At 55.7% G+C, this 22,014-nt stretch carries 18 protein-coding genes; 16 read left to right on the forward strand and 2 right to left on the reverse strand.

The window, feature by feature from the left end; genetic code table 11:
- The first annotated feature begins 6 nt into the window (after nucleotides 1-6).
- The 12 genes from soxC (at nucleotide 7) to lepB (ending at nucleotide 12,965) form a co-directional block, all read left to right on the forward strand.
- Entirely contained in the window at nucleotides 7-1,224 is a 1,218-nt protein-coding gene (gene soxC, locus FBR45_RS05910; protein ID WP_138500224.1) for a sulfite dehydrogenase, read from the forward strand.
- Between the two features lie 138 nt (nucleotides 1,225-1,362).
- Nucleotides 1,363-2,694, forward strand: coding sequence for an APC family permease (locus FBR45_RS05915; RefSeq protein ID WP_138500227.1), 1,332 nt, complete (start codon nucleotides 1,363-1,365; stop codon nucleotides 2,692-2,694).
- Nucleotides 2,687-4,141, forward strand: coding sequence for a phytoene desaturase family protein (locus FBR45_RS05920; protein ID WP_138500229.1), 1,455 nt, complete (start codon nucleotides 2,687-2,689; stop codon nucleotides 4,139-4,141). The genes FBR45_RS05915 and FBR45_RS05920 overlap by 8 nt, the downstream gene beginning before the upstream one ends.
- A gap of 34 nt (nucleotides 4,142-4,175) precedes the next feature.
- Nucleotides 4,176-5,468: a YeiH family protein gene (locus FBR45_RS05925; RefSeq protein WP_138500231.1), complete on the forward strand. Its 1,293-nt coding sequence runs from the start codon at nucleotides 4,176-4,178 to the stop codon at nucleotides 5,466-5,468.
- Between the two features lie 13 nt (nucleotides 5,469-5,481).
- The gene (locus FBR45_RS05930; RefSeq protein WP_138500233.1) at nucleotides 5,482-6,648 is read left to right on the forward strand and encodes a methionine aminotransferase; all 1,167 of its coding nucleotides are present in this window, start codon (nucleotides 5,482-5,484) and stop codon (nucleotides 6,646-6,648) included.
- A gap of 166 nt (nucleotides 6,649-6,814) precedes the next feature.
- A complete protein-coding gene (locus FBR45_RS05935) occupies nucleotides 6,815-7,357 on the forward strand; it encodes a carboxymuconolactone decarboxylase family protein (RefSeq protein ID WP_138500235.1) in 543 nt (180 codons plus the stop codon).
- 32 nt (nucleotides 7,358-7,389) lie between these two features.
- Complete coding sequence (locus tag FBR45_RS05940; protein ID WP_138500237.1) at nucleotides 7,390-8,193, forward strand: mycofactocin-coupled SDR family oxidoreductase; 804 nt, start codon at nucleotides 7,390-7,392, stop codon at nucleotides 8,191-8,193.
- Nucleotides 8,194-8,286: 93 nt separating this feature from the next.
- Entirely contained in the window at nucleotides 8,287-9,069 is a 783-nt protein-coding gene (locus tag FBR45_RS05945) for a ParA family protein (protein WP_077920356.1), read from the forward strand.
- A 61-nt stretch (nucleotides 9,070-9,130) separates the two neighbouring features.
- Nucleotides 9,131-10,051 (forward strand): ParB/RepB/Spo0J family partition protein, encoded by a 921-nt coding sequence (locus FBR45_RS05950; protein WP_077920355.1) that lies wholly within the window; start codon nucleotides 9,131-9,133, stop codon nucleotides 10,049-10,051.
- Between the two features lie 67 nt (nucleotides 10,052-10,118).
- The gene (locus FBR45_RS05955) at nucleotides 10,119-10,946 is read left to right on the forward strand and encodes a DUF5683 domain-containing protein (RefSeq protein ID WP_138500239.1); all 828 of its coding nucleotides are present in this window, start codon (nucleotides 10,119-10,121) and stop codon (nucleotides 10,944-10,946) included.
- Between the two features lie 32 nt (nucleotides 10,947-10,978).
- Nucleotides 10,979-11,725: a 4-hydroxy-tetrahydrodipicolinate reductase gene (dapB, locus tag FBR45_RS05960; RefSeq protein WP_138500241.1), complete on the forward strand. Its 747-nt coding sequence runs from the start codon at nucleotides 10,979-10,981 to the stop codon at nucleotides 11,723-11,725.
- A 67-nt stretch (nucleotides 11,726-11,792) separates the two neighbouring features.
- Nucleotides 11,793-12,965, forward strand: coding sequence for a signal peptidase I (lepB, locus tag FBR45_RS05965; protein WP_138500242.1), 1,173 nt, complete (start codon nucleotides 11,793-11,795; stop codon nucleotides 12,963-12,965).
- Nucleotides 12,966-13,214: 249 nt separating this feature from the next.
- Here the strand turns inward: lepB and ung are convergent, their stop codons facing one another.
- A complete protein-coding gene (ung, locus tag FBR45_RS05970) occupies nucleotides 13,215-13,880 on the reverse strand; it encodes a uracil-DNA glycosylase (RefSeq protein WP_129600009.1) in 666 nt (221 codons plus the stop codon).
- A 143-nt stretch (nucleotides 13,881-14,023) separates the two neighbouring features.
- Between ung and apaG the strand changes: the two genes are divergently transcribed.
- The 3 genes from apaG to FBR45_RS05985 all read left to right on the forward strand — a co-directional run bounded on the left by apaG (nucleotide 14,024) and on the right by FBR45_RS05985 (nucleotide 16,692).
- Nucleotides 14,024-14,410: a Co2+/Mg2+ efflux protein ApaG gene (apaG, locus tag FBR45_RS05975; RefSeq protein WP_077920350.1), complete on the forward strand. Its 387-nt coding sequence runs from the start codon at nucleotides 14,024-14,026 to the stop codon at nucleotides 14,408-14,410.
- 15 nt (nucleotides 14,411-14,425) lie between these two features.
- On the forward strand, nucleotides 14,426-15,205 hold the full coding sequence (locus FBR45_RS05980; RefSeq protein WP_138500244.1) for an O-methyltransferase: 780 nt from the start codon (nucleotides 14,426-14,428) through the stop codon (nucleotides 15,203-15,205).
- A gap of 116 nt (nucleotides 15,206-15,321) precedes the next feature.
- Nucleotides 15,322-16,692 (forward strand): monooxygenase, encoded by a 1,371-nt coding sequence (locus FBR45_RS05985; RefSeq protein ID WP_138500246.1) that lies wholly within the window; start codon nucleotides 15,322-15,324, stop codon nucleotides 16,690-16,692.
- Between the two features lie 3 nt (nucleotides 16,693-16,695).
- Here FBR45_RS05985 and FBR45_RS05990 read toward each other — a convergent pair whose 3' ends face one another.
- A complete protein-coding gene (locus FBR45_RS05990) occupies nucleotides 16,696-17,178 on the reverse strand; it encodes a response regulator (RefSeq protein ID WP_138500248.1) in 483 nt (160 codons plus the stop codon).
- Nucleotides 17,179-17,386: 208 nt separating this feature from the next.
- On the opposite strand from FBR45_RS05990, the gene FBR45_RS05995 reads away from it, so the two are divergent.
- Entirely contained in the window at nucleotides 17,387-21,994 is a 4,608-nt protein-coding gene (locus FBR45_RS05995) for a CheR family methyltransferase (RefSeq protein ID WP_138500250.1), read from the forward strand.
- Nucleotides 21,995-22,014 lie beyond the last annotated feature (20 nt).

The raw sequence follows: 22,014 nt of genomic DNA on the forward strand, positions 1-22,014 counted from the left end.
TCTTCAATGAGCAATAACCCTACTCAGCCACCCAAATTTACCCGACGTAGTCTGTTGGGCGGAGCGATGGCTGTAACGATCGTGCAAACCACGCTGGCGAAAGGGCTACAGGTCGGTAGGCCCAATGATCCGACCAAACAGATGGGCGTTCCACCCGGCAAACTGGGATCGCGGTCGCGGTTCGAGACGCTGGCCAAAAGCCCTTCCGATATTTCATCACGGTCGCCGTTGCAGGATTTTCAGGGGATGCTTACGCCGTCGGACCTGCACTTCGAGCGGCATCACAACGGCGTGCCGACGATCGACCCGGCTACCTACAGCCTTACGATTCATGGGCTGGTCGATCGGCCAACGGTATTTTCGCTGGCCGATCTGAAACGATTCCCGTCCGTATCGCGCATCGCGTTTCTGGAGTGCTCCGGTAATTTCAGAACAGGGAAAGACACCATGACGCCCCAGGACATCTGCGGCCTGACCAGCCAGAGCGAATGGACTGGCGTACGACTGTCGACCTTGTTCCGGGAGGTGGGCGTGCGGGAGAAAGCCAGCTGGTTTCTGGCCGAAGGGGGCGATGCTGCGCTCATGACCCGGAGTATTCCCGTTCGTAAAGGCTGGGCCGATGCCATCATTGCCTATGCGCAGAACGGAGAAGCCATCCGGCCTGAACAGGGCTATCCGGTTCGGCTGTTTCTGCCGGGCTGGGAAGGTAACACCAGCGTTAAATGGCTCCGCCGGATCGAACTGGGCGACGCGCCCTGGCATACCCGCGAAGAAACATCGAAGTACACCGAAACCATCAAGGGTGGTAAGGTCCGTCAGTTCAGTTTCGACATCGACGCCCGGAGCATCATTACGTTTCCGACGTACCCAGCCCAGATCGAGCGCGGCTGGGTCGAAATCCGGGGGCTGGCCTGGAGCGGACGGGGTAAAGTGACTCGGGTAGAGGTTAGCACCGACGCCGGTAAACACTGGCAGGTGGCTGAATTGCAGGATCCGGTACTCGACAAGGCCCATACCGTTTTTCGCCACCTCTGGCGGTGGGAGGGTGTCGAGACATTGATTATGAGTCGCGTAACCGACGAGACGGGCTATGTACAACCCACATTGAGGCAACTCCTCGACGCGCGCGGCCCCGATACGGGCGGCTATCACATGAACCCGGTTACCGCCTGGCTAATCAAACCCGACGGGCGGGTGCTCTATCAGCCGGACTACGGTCGCTGACGGACAGTTGAACCAGGCAAACGGGTTGTACATCTGAAAATGAGTATTTGCTATACGAGAACATCGGTGTTTACGGGCGAACGGCTAACTTGCGGGGAGGGCTGGCCTACCGGCTTGTTCAGCATTTCTTGCGCAATTATGAGTGAAACCCATAAAATAGGCTGGCGAACAGCCACCTCACTGGTCATTGCTAATATGGTCGGTACGGGTGTGTTCACGAGTCTGGGCTTTCAGCTGGCCACGGTGCAGAACACCTGGTCAATTGGGCTGCTATGGGTACTGGGCGGAGGGCTGGCGCTGATCGGTGCGTTTACCATGGCCGAACTCGGTACCCACTACCGCCATGAAAACGGGGGCGATTACATCTTCATCTCGCGCGGGCTGCATCCGTTTTTAGGGTATCTGTCGGCCTGGGTATCGCTGGTGGGTGGGTTTGCGGCCCCGGTAGCCATTGCCGGCAAAGCCATGGAAGCCTACCTGAGCCCGTTCGATCAGACCTGGCTCGGAACGGCCAACAGCCGCTGGCTCACGGTGGTCCTTGTGCTGCTGATCGGGCTGATGCATTCGGTCAGCCTCCGCCACAGCAGTGTGTTCCAGAACGCCACAACGTTGCTGAAAATAGTATTCGTAGCAGTATTGCTGGCCGTTGGGTTTGCGGCAGCGCCGTCGGAACCCAATGCGCTGCGGTTCGGGGCGGGGGTATCGGACGAGGTGTTTACGTCGGGTTTTGCCGTATCGCTGCTGTACGTAACCTATGCCTATACTGGCTGGAACGCGGCCGCTTATATCGTCGCTGAAATTCGCGATCCGCGTCATAACCTGCCCCGGGCGCTGTTGCTGGGTACGGGGGTGGTGACGGTGCTGTACGTAGCGCTACAGCTGGTTTTTCTGCGGCTGGCCAGTCTGGACCAGCTCCGGAACCAGGCTGATGTGGCGGTGCTGGCTTTTCAGCATGGCTTCGGGACGACGGCCAGCAAGTGGATCAGTATCGGTATTGCTGTTCAGTTGCTGGCTACCATGAGTTCATATGTCTGGGTAGGGGCGCGGGTAACGAGCCGTATGGCTGCCGACTTTCCGCTCTGGCGCTATTTTGCCGTCGTCTCCCCGCAGCAGGTGCCGGTTCGGGCCATCTGGCTGCAGGTAGGAGTTACCCTGCTGCTGCTGTTTTCCGGAACCCTCGAACAGGTATTGCTCTGCACATCGTTCGTGCTGCAACTGATGGGTACGCTGGCAGTGGCGAGTCTGCTCCGCACCCCGCGCCGACCCGATGACTTCCCGAGCCCGTTTCGCCCGTATCTGCAATGGGCCTACATTGGCTTTAGCCTTTTCGTGCTGGCCTTTATCATCAGCGACCGACCCGTCGAAAGCCTGATCGGGCTGGGGGTAGTCGTCGTAGGCGGAGCAACCTACTGGATCAAACCGCCCGACCAAACCCGGGTTCGCCCGCAAACCCAATCGACATATGAGTAAGTCTGAATACGATGCGGTGGTTGTTGGGTCCGGTCCCAACGGGCTGAGCGCGGCAATCGTGCTGGCGCGGGCAGGCCTGTCGGTGGTGGTGCTGGAAGCGCGGCCGACCATTGGGGGCGGTACCCGATCGGCCGAGTTGACCCTGCCCGGTTTTGTGCATGACATAGGGTCGGCCATTCATCCGCTGGCCGCTGGTTCGCCCCTGTTTCAGAGCCTGCCCCTGTCCGAATACGGCCTGGAGTTTATCTACCCGCCCATAGCAGCCGCCCATCCGTTCGATGGGGGAACGGCGGCTATTCTGGCTGGGTCCGTAGCCGATACGGCCCGGACGCTTGGCGCTGATGAAGAAACATACCGGCGTTTATTTGAACCGCTGGTGCGGCACTGGCCCGGGCTGGCCCCCGATGTGCTGGGACCACTGCGATTTCCGGATCATCCGATCGATTTGGCGCAGTTTGGCCTGAACGCTCTGCTGCCGGCAACCCAGCTGGCCCGGCGTTTTAAAACTACCGAAGCGCGGGGCCTGCTGGCCGGTATGGCCGCTCACGCCATTCAGCCCCTGACCAACCTGACAACGGCGGCTATTGCGCTGGTGCTGATGACGGTGGGCCACCAGCGCGGCTGGCCGATGCCCAAAGGTGGGTCGCAGCAGATCGCCGATGCCCTCGCGTCGTACTTCCGATCGCTGGGTGGCCGGATTGAGGTAGACCGACCTGTCAGAACGCTGGCCGACCTGCCCAAAACCCGGGCCGTGCTGTTCGATCTCAGTCCGAAGCAGCTGCTGTCTATCGCGGGTGATCGGTTTTCAGCGTTCTATCGAAAACAGCTGGAGCGCTACCGCTACGGACCCGGTATTTTTAAAGTCGACTGGGCGCTCGACGGACCCATTCCGTTTGCCGCTGCCGACTGTGACCGCGCCAGTACAATTCATCTCGGCGGCACCCTGGAAGAGATCGTAATGGCTGAGCAGCAGACCTATGACGGGCAGCATCCCGACCAGCCATATACACTGCTGGCCCAGCAAAGCCGCTTCGACCCCAGCCGCGCACCGGCCGGTAAACATACCGCCTGGGCTTATTGCCACGTACCGAACGGCTCGACCGTCGACATGACCGACCGTATTGAGCGGCAGGTTGAGCGGTTTGCGCCAGGTTTCCGGGATCGGATTCTGGCCCGCGCTACGATGAATACCGCCCAGGTAGAAGCCTGGAATCCCAATTACGTTGGGGGCGACATCAATAGTGGTATCATCGACATTGGGCAATTGTATACGCGGCCTACCTTGAGCCTGACGCCTTACCGGACGTCGGAGCCGGGGCTGTTCATCTGCTCGTCGGCCACGCCACCCGGCGGAGGGGTACACGGGATGTGTGGCTACCAGGCCGCCCGGGTGGTACTGCGCGATAGTTTTGGCCTGGCTACACCGGTAGTTTTGACGAACCGATAGATTTCATACTGTAAGACAAACAACGCACAAACGAATGGAAAGTACGAGTAAGAAGACAACCGCAGCGACGCAGCCCGCTATCCCGCCTGCTACATCGATCCTGAACGAAGACTGGACCGTTGTGGTGCTGGGGCTGGCTATCATTGGCCTTTCGCTGACCGGACTGGTCATTGCCGCCCCGGCTTTTGGCTGGAAAGACAGCAGCGATCTGGCAGGTACGGTATTCTCAGCGAAAAATCTGGTGGCTATAGCCGCGCAGTTCGCGTTTACCTACGTGGTGGCGCTGGCCGGCGCCTGGCTGACGGGCCGTTCCGTTCGGGCTACTGCGCTGGGCTTTCCGGTTATTTTCGGCTTAACAGTGCTGGCGCTGATTCTGGCGGGCAACAAAACCCTCAAGGACCTTAACCTCGAAGCCGTTATTTTCAGTCTGATGATTGGCCTGGCTATTGGTAATACGCTCCGGCTCCCCGACTGGCTGCGGGCTTCTCTGGCTACCGAGCTGTTCGTGAAAATCGGGCTGGTGCTGCTGGGTACGACCGTCATCTTCGGCGATATTCTGAAGGCGGGCTCGCTGGGGCTGATTCAGGCGCTGGTGGTGGTGTTGTCGGTCTGGTACGTGGCGTACTGGATCAGCAAACGGCTGAAGATTGACGATGAAATGACCATGATGCTGGCATCGGCGGTGTCTATCTGTGGGGTGTCGGCCGCTATCGCCACGGCGGGCGCTATCCACGGCGACAGCAAGAAACTGTCGTACGTAATCTCACTGGTGCTGATTACGGCTATTCCGATGATGCTGCTCATGCCTTACGCGGCTCAGTCGATGGGGCTTACGCCCGAAGTGACGGGTGCCTGGCTCGGCGGTACGATCGATACCACTGGCGCGGTGGTGGCGTCGGGCTCGCTCGCGGGCGAGGCCGCGCTGAAAATCAGTACCATTGTCAAGTTCTCGCAAAACGTTCTGCTCGGACTGGCTGCTTTTGCCATTAGCGTGTACTGGACCTACTCGGGTAAAGACGGCGTGCAGGCCGAAAAGCCCACGCTGGGCGTGATCTGGGAGCGGTTTCCGAAGTTCATTCTGGGTTTTCTGGGAGCATCGCTGCTGTTCTCTTTCGCGCTGTCGGCCGAAACGATCGATACGGTAAAGGGAAGTCTGAAAAGCCTGCAGGGCCTCTGGTTCGCGCTGGCCTTCGTAAGCATAGGGCTCGAAACCCGGTTTGCCGATCTGTTTAATGCCGATAACCGCCGGCCGCTCTACGCGTTCCTGCTGGCACAGGGCTTCAACATTGTCATCACGCTGGTGGTGGCTTACTTTCTGTTTCAGTAGCTGACTGCACTGCATGCAACCTACGCAAACGCTTGCTTCTAAACTGCCCCGCGTCGGCACCACGATCTTTACCGTCATGTCGAAATTGGCGGCTGATCTGGGAGCATTGAACCTGTCGCAGGGGTTTCCGAGCTTTCCGGCCGATCCGGCCCTGCTGGAGCTGGTCACGAAAGCCATGCGCAACAATCATAACCAGTATGCACCCATGGCAGGCATGCCGGTGCTGCGCGAAGCCATTGCGCAGAAAACCGCTGAGGTATATGGTCCGTCCTACGACCCGGAAAGCGAGATTACGATCACTTCGGGCGCTACCGAAGCGCTCTATGCCGCCGTTACGGCCGTGGTGCAGGCTGGGGATGAAGTCATTGTATTCGAACCGGCCTATGATAGCTACGTGCCTGCCATCGAACTGGCCGGGGGCGTGCCGGTCTTCGTCAGCCTGACCCCACCCGACTACGCCATCGACTGGGCGGAGGTAGCCGCGAAGGTAACTGACCAAACCCGGCTGATTATGGTCAACACCCCCCATAACCCGACCGGTCGCGTCTGGACTGCCGATGACCTGAACCAGCTGGCTAATCTGGTGCAGGAGCGCGACCTGTTTATAATCAGCGATGAGGTTTACGAACACATTACCTTCGACCAGCGGCCACACCGCTCGCTGATGCAGCACCCTGTTTTGCGGGAGCGTACGTTTGTGGTGGGGTCGTTTGGGAAAACGTTTCACGTAACGGGCTGGAAGGTCGGGTACTGCCTGGCCCCGCGCGAGCTGACTGTCGAGTTTCGGAAAGTACACCAGTTCCTGACCTTCAGCGTATCGACCCCGATGCAGGTTGCGCTGGCTGAATATCTTAGCAAGTCCGACCGCTATCAGTCTCTAGCCGGGTTCTACGAACAGAAACGTGACCTGTTTCTTCAGGCGCTGGCCGGGTCGCGGTTTGCGTTCACGCCTACCGAAGGCACTTTCTTCCAGAACCTATCCTACGCGGCTATAACCGACGAGCCCGATTATGACCTGGCGGTTCGCTTAACGAAAGAGATTGGCGTAGCCTCCATTCCGGTATCGGTCTTTTACGACCAGCGGAACGACTACAACATACTCCGGTTCTGCTTCGCCAAAGACGACGAAACCCTCCGCCGGGCGGGCGAAAAACTAGCCCAGTGGAGCAGGAACAGATAACATCAGCCTTTACAAGGTCCGGGCCGTCACACTCGTATATGTCATGCCTGCGCCTGGGTTGTAATTATGACGGCTGGCTTGTCCTGTTGCGGGTTTGTCATTCCGACGACTGCTAGCCCGTTCCTTTACTCACATCACTCATCATTCATCACTCATCACTCAATCTGTGTCTCGCATCGATCCATTACCTGAAAGTCAGGCGTCAGACGACTTGAAAGCGGCCTGGGCCCGGCACATCGCTGACTATCCCGGGTCGCGCATCACGAATATGAAGGCTACCCTAAGCCATTCGCCCCTGGCGTTCGACGTATACATGCAATGGTATCCGCTGTATCAGGAGGTCATCGGGCTGGTGGGAAACCGGCTGGCGTATCTGTTCGCCCATGCTATCTCCGAAGGTTCAGACTGCCCGCTCTGTACCATGTTCTTCCGAAAGATCATAATCGACCATGGCGAGCGGCCCGAAGCGCTTGTACTGACCGACGACGAGCAGGCGCTGCTCCGGTTCGGGAGCGAGATGGCCCGAAACAAAGGTGAAGTGCCTGCTGATCTGTACCAGACCGTCGCCCGGCGATGTACACCTGCCGAACTGGTGATACTCGTTGCGTTTGCCGGGCAGATGATCGCTACCAACGTATTCAACAATGCCCTGGAGGTGGAGGTCGATTCGTACCTCGCTCCGTATTATCCTGTAACCAACCCAACCTGACAAGGCTTCAGAAACTTTGAAAATCCCTCAATATGGCCAGTCTAACCGGTAAAACGGCTTTTATCACGGGCGCAGCCCACGGGCAGGGGCGGGCCGTCGCGCTGGCACTGGCGCAGGCAGGGGCCAACATCGTTGCGTTCGATGTGGCCCGAAATCTTACCTATCCGGCCTATACCTTCGGGTCTGAGAATGAACATGACTCGCTGCAGCGTGAAGTCAACGCCCTGGGTCCGCATTGCCTGATCTGGCAGGGCGATGTTCGGCGCGACGAAGACATCATAGCGGCCGTGGAGCAGACCATGAACCGCTTTGGCCGAATTGATATCCTGTTCAACAACGCGGGTATCTGTGCCTATGGGCTGGCCCACGAGCTGACCGAAGCCGCCTGGGACGATATGCTCGATATTAACCTGAAAGGGGCCTGGCTGGTAGCCCGCCGGGTCATACCCGTCATGATGGAGCAACAGTCGGGCGTTATCATCAACAACTCCAGCATTGCCGGTCTGCGGGGTATGAACCGGCTGAGTCACTATGCCGCGTCTAAATGGGGGCTGGTGGGGCTGACCAAATCCTGGGCCATTGAACTGGCGCCTTACAACATCCGGGTCAACTCCATTCACCCCACCGGCGTGAACACCCCCATGAACGATGGTCTGGCCGCGCTGGAAGGAACCACTACACAGGAAATAGCCGAACGGTCGGCGGGAAATTTGTTGCCCGTACCCTGGGTAGAGCCAGAAGACGTGTCGGCGATGGTGCTCTATCTGGTTTCTGACGGAGCCCGTTACATCACCGGTTCGCAGTTCGTACTGGATGCAGGCCTGCTGACCCGCTGAGGCTGTTTCACGATTTTTTGTGAAACAGTCGTGGAACATAGCTTGGATTCGTGAAAACTATCCGGCATATTTGGGACTGCAACGCACAGACCCATGGGTAAAGTCATTGCTATCGCCAACCAAAAAGGGGGCGTCGGTAAAACTACAACGACAATAAATCTGGCCGCCAGCCTGGCCGCCCTCGAATTCCAGACGCTCATTGTTGACGCAGATCCGCAGGCCAATTCGACCTCGGGACTGGGCTACAATCCGAAAGAAATCGAGAACAGCATCTATGAGTGCATGGTGGAGGGCGTACGTCCTCACGATGCGATCATACAAACGGAGTTTCCAAATCTGGATCTGCTGCCGTCACATATTGACCTGGTCGGAGCCGAGATTGAGATGATCAATCTTCAGAACCGCGAAGACAAGATGAAGAACGCGCTCGACAGCATCCGCGATGAATACGACTTTGTTATTATTGACTGTTCTCCATCGCTCGGTCTGATCACGATCAACAGTCTGACAGCCGCTGACTCGGTCATTATCCCGGTTCAGTGCGAGTATTTTGCGCTCGAAGGACTGGGCAAACTGCTCAATACCATCAAGATTATTCAGTCACGGCTCAACACCCGGCTATCTATTGAAGGTATTCTGCTAACGATGTACGACCTGCGCGTTCGGCTTTCGAACCAGGTAGTAGGGGAAGTGACGACCCATTTCCAGCAAATGGTATTCAGCACCATCATTCCCCGCAACATCCGGTTGAGCGAATCGCCCAGTTTTGGCGTACCCGCCCTGGCTCAGGATGCCGACAGTAAAGGAGCCGTCAGTTACCTGAACCTGGCCCGCGAAATTCTGATCAAGAACGGCATGATGCCGCAGGAAGCCTAGTAATACGGGCCAACCCCCGTGATTTCTACCAACATAGCGGGCTTCGGCTCGTACTTAAGGTATGGAGAACGCGAACACCAAAGCACCGAATAAGAAGATGATTGGACTGGGCCGTGGATTGGGTGCGCTGCTGCATGACAGTGACGCGGTAAACCGCCAGACCAAAACCTCGCCGTTTGAGTCGATCAGTACCATGACCGAGATCAGCCTCTCGCTGATCGAAACCAATCCGTTTCAGCCCCGAACCCGGTTCGACGAAGAAGCGCTTCAGGAACTGGCTGAGTCGATTCGGGTACAGGGTATTATTCAGCCCATCACGGTTCGTCAGTTGGGCAAAGACCGCTACCAGCTGATCTCCGGCGAACGGCGTCTTCAGGCCTCCAAGCTGATTGGGCTGACAACCATTCCGGCCTATGTCCGGACGGCCAATGACCAGCAGATGCTGGAAATGGCGCTGATCGAGAACATCCAGCGCGAGAACCTCAATTCCATAGAAATTGCCCTTAGTTATCAGCGGCTTATTACAGAATGTAGCCTGAAGCAGGAAGAACTGGGCGAACGGGTAGGTAAGAACCGCACTACGGTCAACAACTACATCCGGCTGCTGAAATTGCCCCCCGTCATTCAGGCGGCTCTGCGCGATAACAAAATATCGATGGGCCACGCCCGGGCTATCATCAATATCGAAAACCCCGATTCACAGATTCGGTTGTTTAACCGGGCTGTTGATGAAGAGTGGTCGGTACGGAAGGTTGAAGAAGCGGTAAGGAACCTGTCGGACGATGACGATCTGCTAACCGCCACCCGGCGTGTGACGCTACCCAAGCAGGAAATGCGGAGTCTCCAGTTCAAGCTCTCGTCGCTGTTCGGCACCAAGGTATCGATCAAAGCTGATGAGAAGCACAAAGGTGAGATCAAGATTCCGTTCACGTCGCAGGAAGAGCTGACCAAGATTCTGGAGGTTCTCAACTCCCAAACCTAGTTGTGTTAAATTATCGTAAACGGATACAGCGCCCGGTCAACCAACCGACTTTGAGCGTTGTGTAAGCATGAAACAGCTTATTGTCTTATTTGTAGCCGTTCTGCTGTTCAACGTACCCGTTCAACGCCTGTTTGCACAACAACCCGCAATTGTGCCCGCCAGGACACCGGCAGCCGTTGACTCGACGCGGCAGATCCGGTCGGCCGCCGACACCATTCCGGCTACGTTGCCCAACAACGGAGGCCGCCCGATTCGGGTAGGTTCGTCGGAGCTGACTCCGGAGGGCGACTCACTGGTGCAGTCGCTGGCGGATACCATACGGGTGGGGGCTCGCCAGCAGGCCGAAATCCGAAAAATCATTCCCCGACAGGCTACCATCCGGTCGCTGATTCTGCCCGGCCTGGGGCAGGCCTATAACCGGCAGTACTATAAAATACCGTTTATCTACGGCGGATATGCCGCCATTAGCTACTACTTTCTGCGCTACCGGCGGCTGGCCAACGAAGCCGAAGATGGCTACCGGCTCCTTCTGTACGGGCGTCAGATAGTGGGCCCAACGCAGGTTGAACTTACCAATGTACCCCAGCTGATCAGCCAGCGGATTCCCGTTCCGGCCGTAATTGAGAAAGTGGAGGAGGTACAGATTGGCGATAATATTTTCCGGTCGACGGCGGGTGCCAAGAATGCGTACGACTTCTACCGGCGCTACCGGGACCTGAATATACTCTTGTCGATTGTGCTCTATGCCGTAAGTGCAGTAGAAGCCAACGTAGCGGCCCACCTGAAAACCTTCGATCTATCCGACGATATTTCCATGCGTGTTGAGCCAACCGTACTACCTTTGCCGGGCACCGGGCCCGTGCCGGGGATACGTCTGGCCCTTACATTCAAGTAACGGAACCCGTCGCTGACAACACCGAAAAAAACATGAATATTCTTTTGCTTGGCTACGGTAAAATGGGAAAAGCCATCGAGCAACTGGCGCTCGAACGGGGCCACCAGATTGCCGGTCGCATAGACGCCGACAACCGCGCCGATTTCGATATCCTGCCTAACGAGGCTGTTGACGTGGTTATAGAGTTCAGCTCGCCCGAATCGGCTGCCGAAAACATAACCTATTGTCTGGAACGTGGCTGGCCGGTCGTTTGTGGCACAACGGGCTGGCTGAGCCAGCGGCAGGCCATCGAGGCCGTTTGCCGTCGCAAAAACGGGGCTTTCTTCTACGCGTCGAACTACAGCATTGGCGTCAACCTGTTTTTCCGGCTCAACAAAACGCTGGCGCAGTTCATGCGGAACTACCCATCATATCAGGTATCGATGACCGAAATTCATCATACCGAAAAAAAAGATGCGCCCAGTGGTACGGCAATTACGCTGGCTGAAGGGGTTATGGAACACTTGCCGACCAAACGCCGTTGGGCCAGTAAAGAGACCGATAGTACCAATTCGCAGATCAATTCGACCGAAGCGGTTGAAATTGAGTCGCTTCGTGAAGGGTCCGTACCCGGAACGCATACGGTTCGGTACGATTCTGACGTTGACCGAATTGAAATTACCCATATTGCCCACAGCCGACAGGGATTTGCGCTGGGAGCTGTTGTTGCGGCCGAATGGATCATTGGCCGCGAGGGCATTTTCGGGATGGACGACCTGTTAGGTACGAATGATCAATGATGAACCTGCGCTGCCTTTCATCGATCATCATTCATCGGTAATCATTCATCATTAATCGTTATAGGACGTGTCTGAAGTTAAAACCCGCGCCGACCGTAAACCGGCTAAAGCCAAGAAATCACCTCTCCGCGAATGGTTCGATTCGATTCTGTTCGCCGTTGTGGCAGCTACCCTCATCCGGTGGCTGTTTATGGAAGCCTTCACGATCCCAACACCATCGATGGAAAACAGCCTGATGGTGGGTGATTTTCTGTTCGTGAGCAAGCTCCATTACGGTACCCGTACTACCACAACACCGCTGCAGGTCCCCCTGACCCACCAGAAAATCTGGGGCACCAACATTCCGTCGTACAGCACGGCCATTCAGCTGCCCTCATACCGGTTGCCCGGCTTCACGAGTGTGAAAAATGGTGATGTCGTCGTGTTCAACGTACCGCCCAAGTACCTGAACGACAACATCGATTACCCGGTCGATCTGAAAACGAACTACATCAAGCGCTGCGTCGGTATTCCGGGCGATGTGCTCGAAGTGCGGCAGCGGGAGGTGTATGTTAACGGTACGCTGCTGCCCAAGCCGCCCCGCTCGGAGCAGAAGTATTTTCTGAAAACAACCGAAGTGCTGGATGCGGCTTTTTTCCGTAAGTACGACATCGTGAACGACTACCGTGATCCGGGCCAGCCGACCGAAAACTGGAAGCCCCTGGAGCAGTATAACGACTCGACCAAGAGTTCGACCATGGTAGGGTACAGCATTAACACGACCGAAACCGTTATCAATCAGCTGAAAGGGTTCGACTGGGTGAAAGGAATCGAACCCATGAGTGACAAGCCGGGCGAAATGTCGCCGGGTATATACGGCACCCCGACGTTCAAGTGGAACCACGATAACTTTGGCCCGATTACCGTACCGAAACAGGGCGTAACGATTCCGATCAATGCGCAGACCATAGCGCTCTACGGCCCGGTCATTGAACTGTACGAAGGCAACGAAAACGTAGTGTCGAGTCCAACCGGTATCAAGATTGGTGGCCAGCCCATCGGCTCGTACACGTTTAAGCAGGATTATTACTTCATGATGGGCGACAACCGCGATAACTCACTGGATTCGCGCTTCTGGGGCTTCGTACCCGCCGATCATATTGTCGGTAAGGCCGTATTCGTCTGGATGTCGCTCGATCCGAACCCGGACAAGTGGTACAACAAAATCCGCTGGAACCGCCTGTTCAGAACGATCGATTAAGGAAACAGCAAAAAGCAGCCGAAGGGGCAGAACGGAAAAAGCTGGATACTAAACCGATCCGCTTCTCCCGTTTCTGCCCCTTCGGCTATTCGAATTGACTTGACTGGTGGCAGGGCCTGGTCCAGACCCCTTGAGAATACTTTTATCGTCCCGTGTTTTTGCCATCCCGACTCAGAAGAGATCTATTGTACCGGGATGACAAAAATGAGTAGAACAGTACTACAACAGCCATCACTGATTCGCCGTAGCCTACCACTCGATGGGGGGAAGGCCTTTGCTCTGGAGATAATCATTGGCCTGGCTGAAGTGTTTGTTGCCGAACCAGCCGCCCCACTGGGCTGCCATGGGGGAGGGGTGTTTCGATTTCAGGACCAGGTGTTTCTTACTGTCGATCACGGCCCCTTTCTTCTGGGCGTAGGCTCCCCAAAGCATAAACACCACATGTTGTTTCTGGTCGGAGATCAGTTTAATTACCGAGTCGGTAAAGGTTTCCCAGCCCTTGCCCTGGTGCGACCCTGCCTGGCCGGCGCGTACGGTCAGCGTAGCGTTGAGTAGCATAACCCCCTGACTAGCCCAGCGTTCGAGATTACCTGACTTGGGAACGGGCTTGCCCAGGTCATCCTGAATTTCTTTGAAGATATTGACGAGGGAGGGGGGCTTCTGTATACCGTCGGCTACCGAGAACGCCAGTCCGTTGGCCTGCCCTTCGCCATGGTAAGGATCCTGACCCAGAATAACGACCCGGGCGTCGTCGAAAGAACATTTGTCGAACGCATTGAAAATCAGTTTTCCCGGCGGAAAAACGCGCTGGGTGCTATATTCCTGTCTAAGAAATTCGGCCAGTTGCTGAAAATAAGGCGCGTCAAATTCAGGTTGAAGATAAGGTTGCCAGGATTCGGCTATGGAAACTTTCATTTGCGGGAACTGATACGGGTGAATGGGAATTATAGGCCAAAACCGCTGGAACCTATACCCCGAAAATTTTTAAGATGGGTTCTTGCGTAAAATAACTTATCAACCGTATTTTCGTTGTAAGGTTGCCAAACGACAGGATAATTATGGTATCGTCAGTCACTGAAGGCGTAAAAGTGAGCGTGAAGACTGAGTATCAATCGGACTACTCCAGCCCGCTTCAGGCACACTACGTATTTACCTACCGAATCACGATCGAAAACGCGAGCGACTACACGATCCAGCTGCTTCGCCGGCACTGGCTCATCTACGATTCGAACGGCACCGTCCGGGAGGTCGAAGGTGAGGGCGTGGTTGGTCTGCAGCCCGTTCTGGAGCCGGGTGAGGTACACGAATACGTGTCGGGTTGCAATCTCCGGTCGAGTATGGGCAAGATGGCCGGCACCTATCTGGTCGAGCGTATTATTGACGGAAAACGGCTCCAGGTAAACATTCCCGAGTTTACGATGGTCGTGCCGTTCCGCTTAAATTAGTCACTACTTTCTCCGTTGGTTCGTTCTTATTTCCGCTACCTCGGCCGCGCCCGCGACGAGCACTCGCTGCATTCGCCCTTTTTATTTGCCCTGTATACCGAAGTTATCCAGGCCGACAACCGGCACGAACCGGCTTTTGCGCCAATTCGCTCGCTTCGACACGAAGTCCGGCGGAACAAAAACCGGATCGATATTACTGACTTCGGGGCAGGCTCTAAAGTAAACGGCTCACGGCAGCGCAACGTGGCCGACATTGCCCGGCATTCGCAGAAGCCCGCCCGCTTTGGTCGGTTGCTATACCGGCTGATTCGGCGCTTCCGGGCGCGAACGGTGCTCGATCTGGGTACGTCGCTGGGGCTGACAACGGCGTATCTGGCCGAAGCCGCCCGGCTCAACCAGGGGCAGGTGTGGACGTTTGAAGGTTGTCCGCAAACGGCTGCGCTGGCCCGTCAGCACTTCGAGCGGCTCAACATCGACAATACAACCGTTGTGGTTGGAAACCTCGACGAAACCCTGCCGGCCCGGCTCGCCACTCTCGACGCGCTCGATCTGGTATTTTTCGATGCCAACCATCGCTACGAGCCTACAGTCCGTTATTTTGAGACCTGCCTGCCTCACGCCCATAATGACACGGTGTTCATATTTGACGACATTCATTGGTCGGAGGAGATGGAGCAGGCCTGGGCGTACATAAAAAACCACCCGGCAGTGCGCGTAACGGTTGATCTGTACTGGGTAGGGCTCGTATTTATTCGTACCGAACAGCCCCGGCAGGACTTTGTTCTCCGTTTCTGAATCAGCACCCTATCAAGGAATTAGCTGCCCATTGCAACAGAAAAACTGGTAACTTGTGCGGTAGTACAGCCGCTGTTTTTTCGTTATCAGAACGAACGTATCTCCTCCCAAACCTTATGAACCGTCTGATGTCTACGCTCTTGCCCTCAGGAATTGGAGTCGCCTGTCTGCTGCTGGTCATGGGCTCTTGCCAGAATGCCGCCACCGACACGACCGACGACCCAACGGCGGTATCGTCGTTCGAGCTGATGCAGCAGAAAATTCTGACACCCTCCTGTGCTACGGCGGGTTGCCACGCGTCGGAGAAAGACCCTTCGTTTGCGCAGCACGGCCTGGTGCTGGCTGCGGGGCTGGCGTATCAGAACCTGGTGGGCGTTGACCCCAAAAACAGTTCAGCCAAAACCGATGGTCTGAAGCGGGTAAAGGCGTTTGCGTCGCTGGAGAGCCTGCTTTACCATAAACTCAACGCCAGCGCCGGTCACCATAGCGGCCGTCAGTACGGCAACCTGATGCCGCTGGGGAGCGCGCAACTGCCCGATGGTCAGGTAGAATTTGTTCGGCGCTGGATCGAAGCAGGCGCCCCAAAAACGGGGAGTGTGGCCGATGCCGCCCTGCTGGATGATAAAACGACTACCGTAGCCACCTACGAACCCCTGGCGGCCCCGGCCAGCGGGCGGGGAGTACAGATGCGAATTGCGGCTTTCGATATCCAGCCGAAGTTTGAGCGCGAGCTGTTTACCCGTCAGCTGGTGGGCAACACGGCTCCTATGTACGTAAACCGCTACGAGATCAAGATGCGCAGCGGCAGCCATCACTTCGTAGCCTACGACTTTCGAAACAAAAGCCTGCTGCCGAACCTGAACGACGTCCGCGACCTGCGTAACCCCGACAACTCGCTGAACTTCGCGACGGCCCTGACCATGTCGAACCACGTGTACCTGGCCGGATCGCAGGCGCAATATATCGATTACACGTTTCCAGAAGGCATGGCCTTGCTGCTGCCTGCCGGCGCATCGCTCGACCTGAACTCCCATTACGTCAACAAGACCGATGGCGTTATGAAGGGCGAAGCGCAGTTCAATCTGTACAGCATAGACCCCGCGCAGGTCAAACAAGTCGTACAGACGCTCGATCTGGGCAATACCAGCCTGAACCTGCCGCCCAATCAGCGCACCACCGCCACCCGGTCGTTCACCTTCAACAAACCGCGCAGGATTCTGACGCTGACGTCGCACATGCACAAGCTGGGCGAAAAGTTCGTGATCCGGATCAAGGGCGGCACCCGCGATGGCGAGATTATCTATACCTCGACCGACTGGGAACATCCAGACATCATTACCTTCAAAACACCCATCGATCTGAAGGCAGGCGAAGGGCTTACTTCCGAAATTACCTACAACAATACCACCAGCAAGGCCGTTGGTTTCGGCCTGACCAGTGAGGATGAGATGGGAATTATCTTCGGGTATTATTACGAATTGCCGTAGCTCTCACAGCGTTGGTGCGGGGCTTACCACGGGCAGCGTAACCGTTTCCCACCAGTACAGACGCAGCGAGGAAAAATAGTCATGCCAGGCTTCCAGGCTACCTGGCTTTATGATATAGGAGTTAGCCCCCAGATCATAGGCCTGAATGACGTCGGCGGGCGAACTCGACCGGCTGAGAACAACAATAGGTAGTGAGCGCTTCCACGACCGATCTTTCAACTGAGTCAGAAACTGCCAGCCCTGTTCGGCATCGGGCAGGTACAAATCCAGCAACACCAGTTTAGGCAAAAGCCTTACCTGCCCATCGCATTGGTCGAGGTACCGAAGGGCATCGTCAGCTGTGTTGGCCCATATGAGGCTTATATCCTCTAACGTCTGCTCCGCAGCTCTGCGGATGATCACGCGTTCATCGGGGTTATCTTCAATAATGATCAGACTGGCACGATGAAGATTACGTCTACTCGCGTCGGATAGAGAGGAATGCATAGCGGCAGTGTGCCTTTCGGGCAATAGATGTGGTAAGTTGAAATGTGAAAATACTATAAACTCAATAAGAAATGTAGGGTTATATAATAATATTCTCTCTGCGCTGCCTGTATTTGTTACCCGTTTAGTATGCCACATCCGAAAGCGGTGCAATCCTCCCCTTTGTCAGCAGGTTAGATGTTGTTGAAAACAAGCCTTAGTTTTGTCAATGGCCCAAGCTACTACCAATACGCCCGAACCACCCCATTCGGCTCCTATACCTATTGTTGCTATTGGTGCGTCAGTGGGCGGACTGGAGGCTGCTCTTGACCTCTTTGCAGCTTTGCCTGCTACTACCGGTCTCGCTTATATGTATGTGCAGCATCCGGTTCCTGATGTTGAAACGCAGCCGGTATTGATGCTACAGGGCGTAACGGCTATGCCTGTACAGGAGGCTGAAGAGGGGGTTACCATTCAGCCAGATCATGTTTACGTGCTGCCATTAGATCGAGACCTGGACTTAGTCAACGGGGTGCTGCAACCGTCGCTCGGGCCCCAGACGTATTCATTGACCCCCATTGATCGTTTTTTTGCTTTGCTGGCCGATCAGCAGCGGGAACGTGTCATCGGCATCATACTATCGGGAATGGCTTCGGACGGAGCCCTGGGACTGCGGGCTATTAAAGTTGGCGGGGGAATCACTTTTGCGCAGGATCAAACGGCCCTATTTCAGAGCATGCCCCGTTCGGCGATAGCCGAAGGTGTTGTAGATCAGATACTGTCGCCCCCGAGAATGGCAAGTGAACTGGAACGGCTGAGCCGGGAACCCAGCCTGTTTCAACGAATCGGGCAGAACGACGACGACAGTCCTGCTGCAGCTATGCCAATAACCGACGAAGATATTCAGATCATTATTCAACTGATTCGTCGGGTAGTGGGGGTTGATTTCAGCCATTATAAAATGACGACCATTCGCCGGCGAATTATCCGGCGAATGTTGCTGGTTCGGCTCGAAACACTGCCGGAATATGCGCAGTTTCTGCGTCAGCATCCCGATGAAACCCGCGCCCTCTATGACGATCTGCTTATAAACGTGACTACTTTCTTTCGGGATGCCGACACCATGGATTATCTCGAAAAAGCGCTCCTGCCGAAGATCATTCGGGATAGGAAACCGCGTGACACGTTTCGCATCTGGATACCGGCCTGCTCAACCGGGCAGGAAGCCTACTCGCTGGCTATTCTGCTGCTCGAAATCCTTGGCGATCGGGCTTCCGGAGTGACTATCCAGATTTTTGCTACTGATCTGAGCGAGTTGGCCGTAGCCAAAGCGCGGCTGGGCAGCTACACCCGGGGTGAAGTGATGGACGTTTCGCCCCGGCGTTTACAACGCTTCTTCACGAAAGTTGATGATCATTACCGGATCAATAAAAGCGTTCGGGACATGTGTGTGTTTGCGCCCCATAACGTCCTGAAAGATCCGCCGTTCTCCCGGCTTGATCTGATTAGCTGCCGCAATCTGCTGATTTATCTGGATACGTCACTCCAGCGTAAAGTCATGGCTACGTTTCATTATGCCCTCAATCCGAACGGCTATCTGATACTCGGGAAGTCAGAAACAGTGGGCAACTCAGGCACTCTGTTTGCTCAGCTGGAAAAAAACTACCGCGTCTATGTGCGCCGAAATGACGCACCAGCAGACTTCTCTCCCGGCCCGTTTGCGGTGAGTCCCCGCTACGGCCTGGAACTGTCCAGCAATCGGTTGACCGATGAATCATCTTCTGATCAACAGGCTGGCCGCGGAAGTCGTGATCGGCGGGGGGCTGGCAAAAATCCGGCGGTTGAGCTGGAGCGAATCGTAGACAGTATTCTGCTAAGCCGATATGTGCCAGCCAGTGTGGTTGTAAACCAGGATATGGATATTCTCCAGTTTCGGGGATCAACCGGCCTGTTTCTGGAGCCTGCCCCTGGTAAAGCCAGTCTGAATCTGTTGAAAATGGCCCGCCCCGCGCTGGTCTTCGAACTGCGGAATGCCATCCATAAAGCCCGCAAAACCGGCGAAACCGTGCGCCGGACGGGCATTGATGTTCAGATAAAGACGCAGAAACACTACGTAGCCATTGAAATAGTGCCGCTGACGGCGAACGGAGAAGAGCCGTTGTTTCTGGTTCTCTTCGAGGAAGTCGTGACGACATCGACCGCTGATAACGACTCCGCCGACGCCCGCGCCCTCCGGATAAAGCAACTCGAGCAGGAGCTGAGCACCCTGCGCGAAGATATGCGCCTGATCATTGAGGCTCAGGAAGCGGGGACCGAAGAACTACAGTCGGCTAACGAAGAAATAATCAGTAGTAACGAAGAGTTGCAGAGTATCAATGAAGAACTGGAAACGGGCAAAGAGGAAATTGAGTCGGCCAACGAAGAGCTGGTAACAATCAACCAGGAACTACAGGTGCGTAACGATCAGCTATCCGAGGCCAATCAGTTTGCCGAGGCTATTCTCGACACCATCCGCGAAGCCACACTCGTTCTGGATGCTGATCTGCGCGTCAGGAGTGCCAACAAAGCCTTTTACCGATTGTTCAGGGTAAGAGAGGAAGAAACAGAAGGTCGACTGATTTATGAACTCGGCAATCGGCAGTGGGATGTGCCCCTGCTTAGGCAATTACTTGAGAGCGTTATTCTTCAAAACGACTTCGTACAGGGTTTTGAACTGGCCAATGACTTCCCTATCATCGGCGAGAAAGTAATGCGACTGAATGCCCGACGGGTTATTCGGCAGCACGAAGCGGTTTTGCTCGCCATTGAAGATATCACAGAACACCGGCTGGCGCAGCGACTGGTCGAGGAACGCGAAGCCTGGTTCAGGAACGTAGCCGATAACGCACCAGCCCTAATCTGGAGCGTTGGTCTCGACGGGACCTGTACCTTTGTGAATAAAATATGGCTCGATTTTACAGGTCGGCCGATGGAAGAAGAGTTGGGACTGGGCTGGATCGAGGATCTGCATCCGGCTGACCGCGAACAGTATCTGACTATTTTTCACGCCAATTTTGCCAAAAGACAGCCTTACCAGATCGAGTGCCGGTTACGTCGCCACGATGGAGAGTACCGCTGGACCCTGCAAAACGCCCGGCCCAGTATAGCTCCTGATGGGTCATTCACCGGATATATTGGAACCAGCGTTGATATTCATATTCAGAAAACGCTGACCGATGAGCTGGAACGGCGCGTTCAGGAGCGCACGGCTGAACTGGTAGAGAAGAGTGCTTTTCTAAACAAGGCACAGGCTATTGCGCATATTGGTAGTTATACGCGGGATGCACCAACCGGCTATTTGACGGCCTCTGACGGAACATATCGCTTGTTTGGGTACGAACCCGGTTCGGTTGAGCTAACCTATGAGTTTGTCGAAAGCCGGACCCACCCCGACGATGTTGCTCCTATCAACGCGCTGATCGAGAAAGCCCGGCGTAGCTGCCAGCCGTTTTCGTACATCCGTCGGATTTACTGGCCCGATGGGCAGCTTCGGTACCTCTATAACCGGCAGGAAGTTATCTGCGATGAAGCCGGCTCACCTGTTCGGTTCGTTGGTATTGCGCAGGATATTACCGAACAGAAAGTGGCCGCCCGCCGGCTGGAGCAGATGGCCCATAACCTGCAGGCCGTACTGAATGGGGTGCCGACGGCTATCGGCTACCTGAAGGCTATTTTTGACAAACCCGACGATGAATATGGCGACCCGGCTACTGACCCGATCATCGATTTTCGGCTGGTTGTCGGTAACCAGCAGCTGGCCGATCTGGTCGGGCAACCGCTGGCCGACCTGATCGGCCAGTCGGTAAAACCTATTTATTCGTTTCTGTGGGCCGATAAAACGTTTGACTGGTTCAAACAGGTCGTTACCGAGAATAAGCAGGTATATGAAGAACGGCAGCTGATGAGCAACGGCCAGTTGCGCTGGCGGGCTCTTTCGGCGAATCGATACGACGGCGGGGTGGTGCTGACGGGGCTCGATATTACCGAACTCAAAGCGGCTATTTTGCAGCAGGAACAGTTGCTGGAAGAATTGGTGGCTTCACAGCGTACCATCGAGGACGTCGAAGCCCTGCGTCAACACATTCGGGAGCGTGGCGATTTTCTGCGGACCACTACGCATGATCTGCGGGGCAGCTTTGGTATTGTTCAGGGGGCTGCTCAACTGCTCGATGTATCCGATACCGAAGAAGACCGTACCCAGATGCTCCATATGCTCCAGCGTAATCTTCGCCAGGTTACCGTGCTGCTCACCCAGCTCATGGATTTCTCACGGCTGGAGTCCGGCCAGGAAACGGTATATATCGAAGCATTCGACGCGGCCGGTCTGCTGAGAGAGTTTGGTGAATATACCCGGATTATAGCCCATGAGAAAGGCTTGTCTTTATGGCTGGAGGGAGACGACACCCTGCCGGTAGAGGGCGATCCGATCAAAGTGCGTCGTATTGTCCAGAATCTGGTACTCAACGCCCTCAAATACACGAGTGAGGGAAGCGTGACGGTGAGCTGGACCACCCTCAGCGATAGTTACTGGCAAGTGTCCGTAGCAGATACAGGTCCCGGCCTGAAGCCAGCCCAGGTTGAGCAGCTAACTCATTTGCAGACCAACACACCGCCCGAAGCCGCAGCAAACCGTATCCTGGGGTCTGGCGAGGGAATTGGATTATTTATCGTCAAGCGACTGATTAGCCTGCTGGAAGGAAAACTGGCTATCCACAGTAAAATAGGTGTAGGAACTCGGTTTGAGGTCACGCTCCCCCGTGCCTACGCTCACCACGCTGCAGAATCTGCAAACAATTGACAGCCTGGTTTAGATAGTCT

It is taken from the genome of Spirosoma lacussanchae (genome assembly GCF_005870035.1).
Taxonomy (GTDB): Bacteria; Bacteroidota; Bacteroidia; order Cytophagales; family Spirosomataceae; genus Spirosoma; species Spirosoma lacussanchae.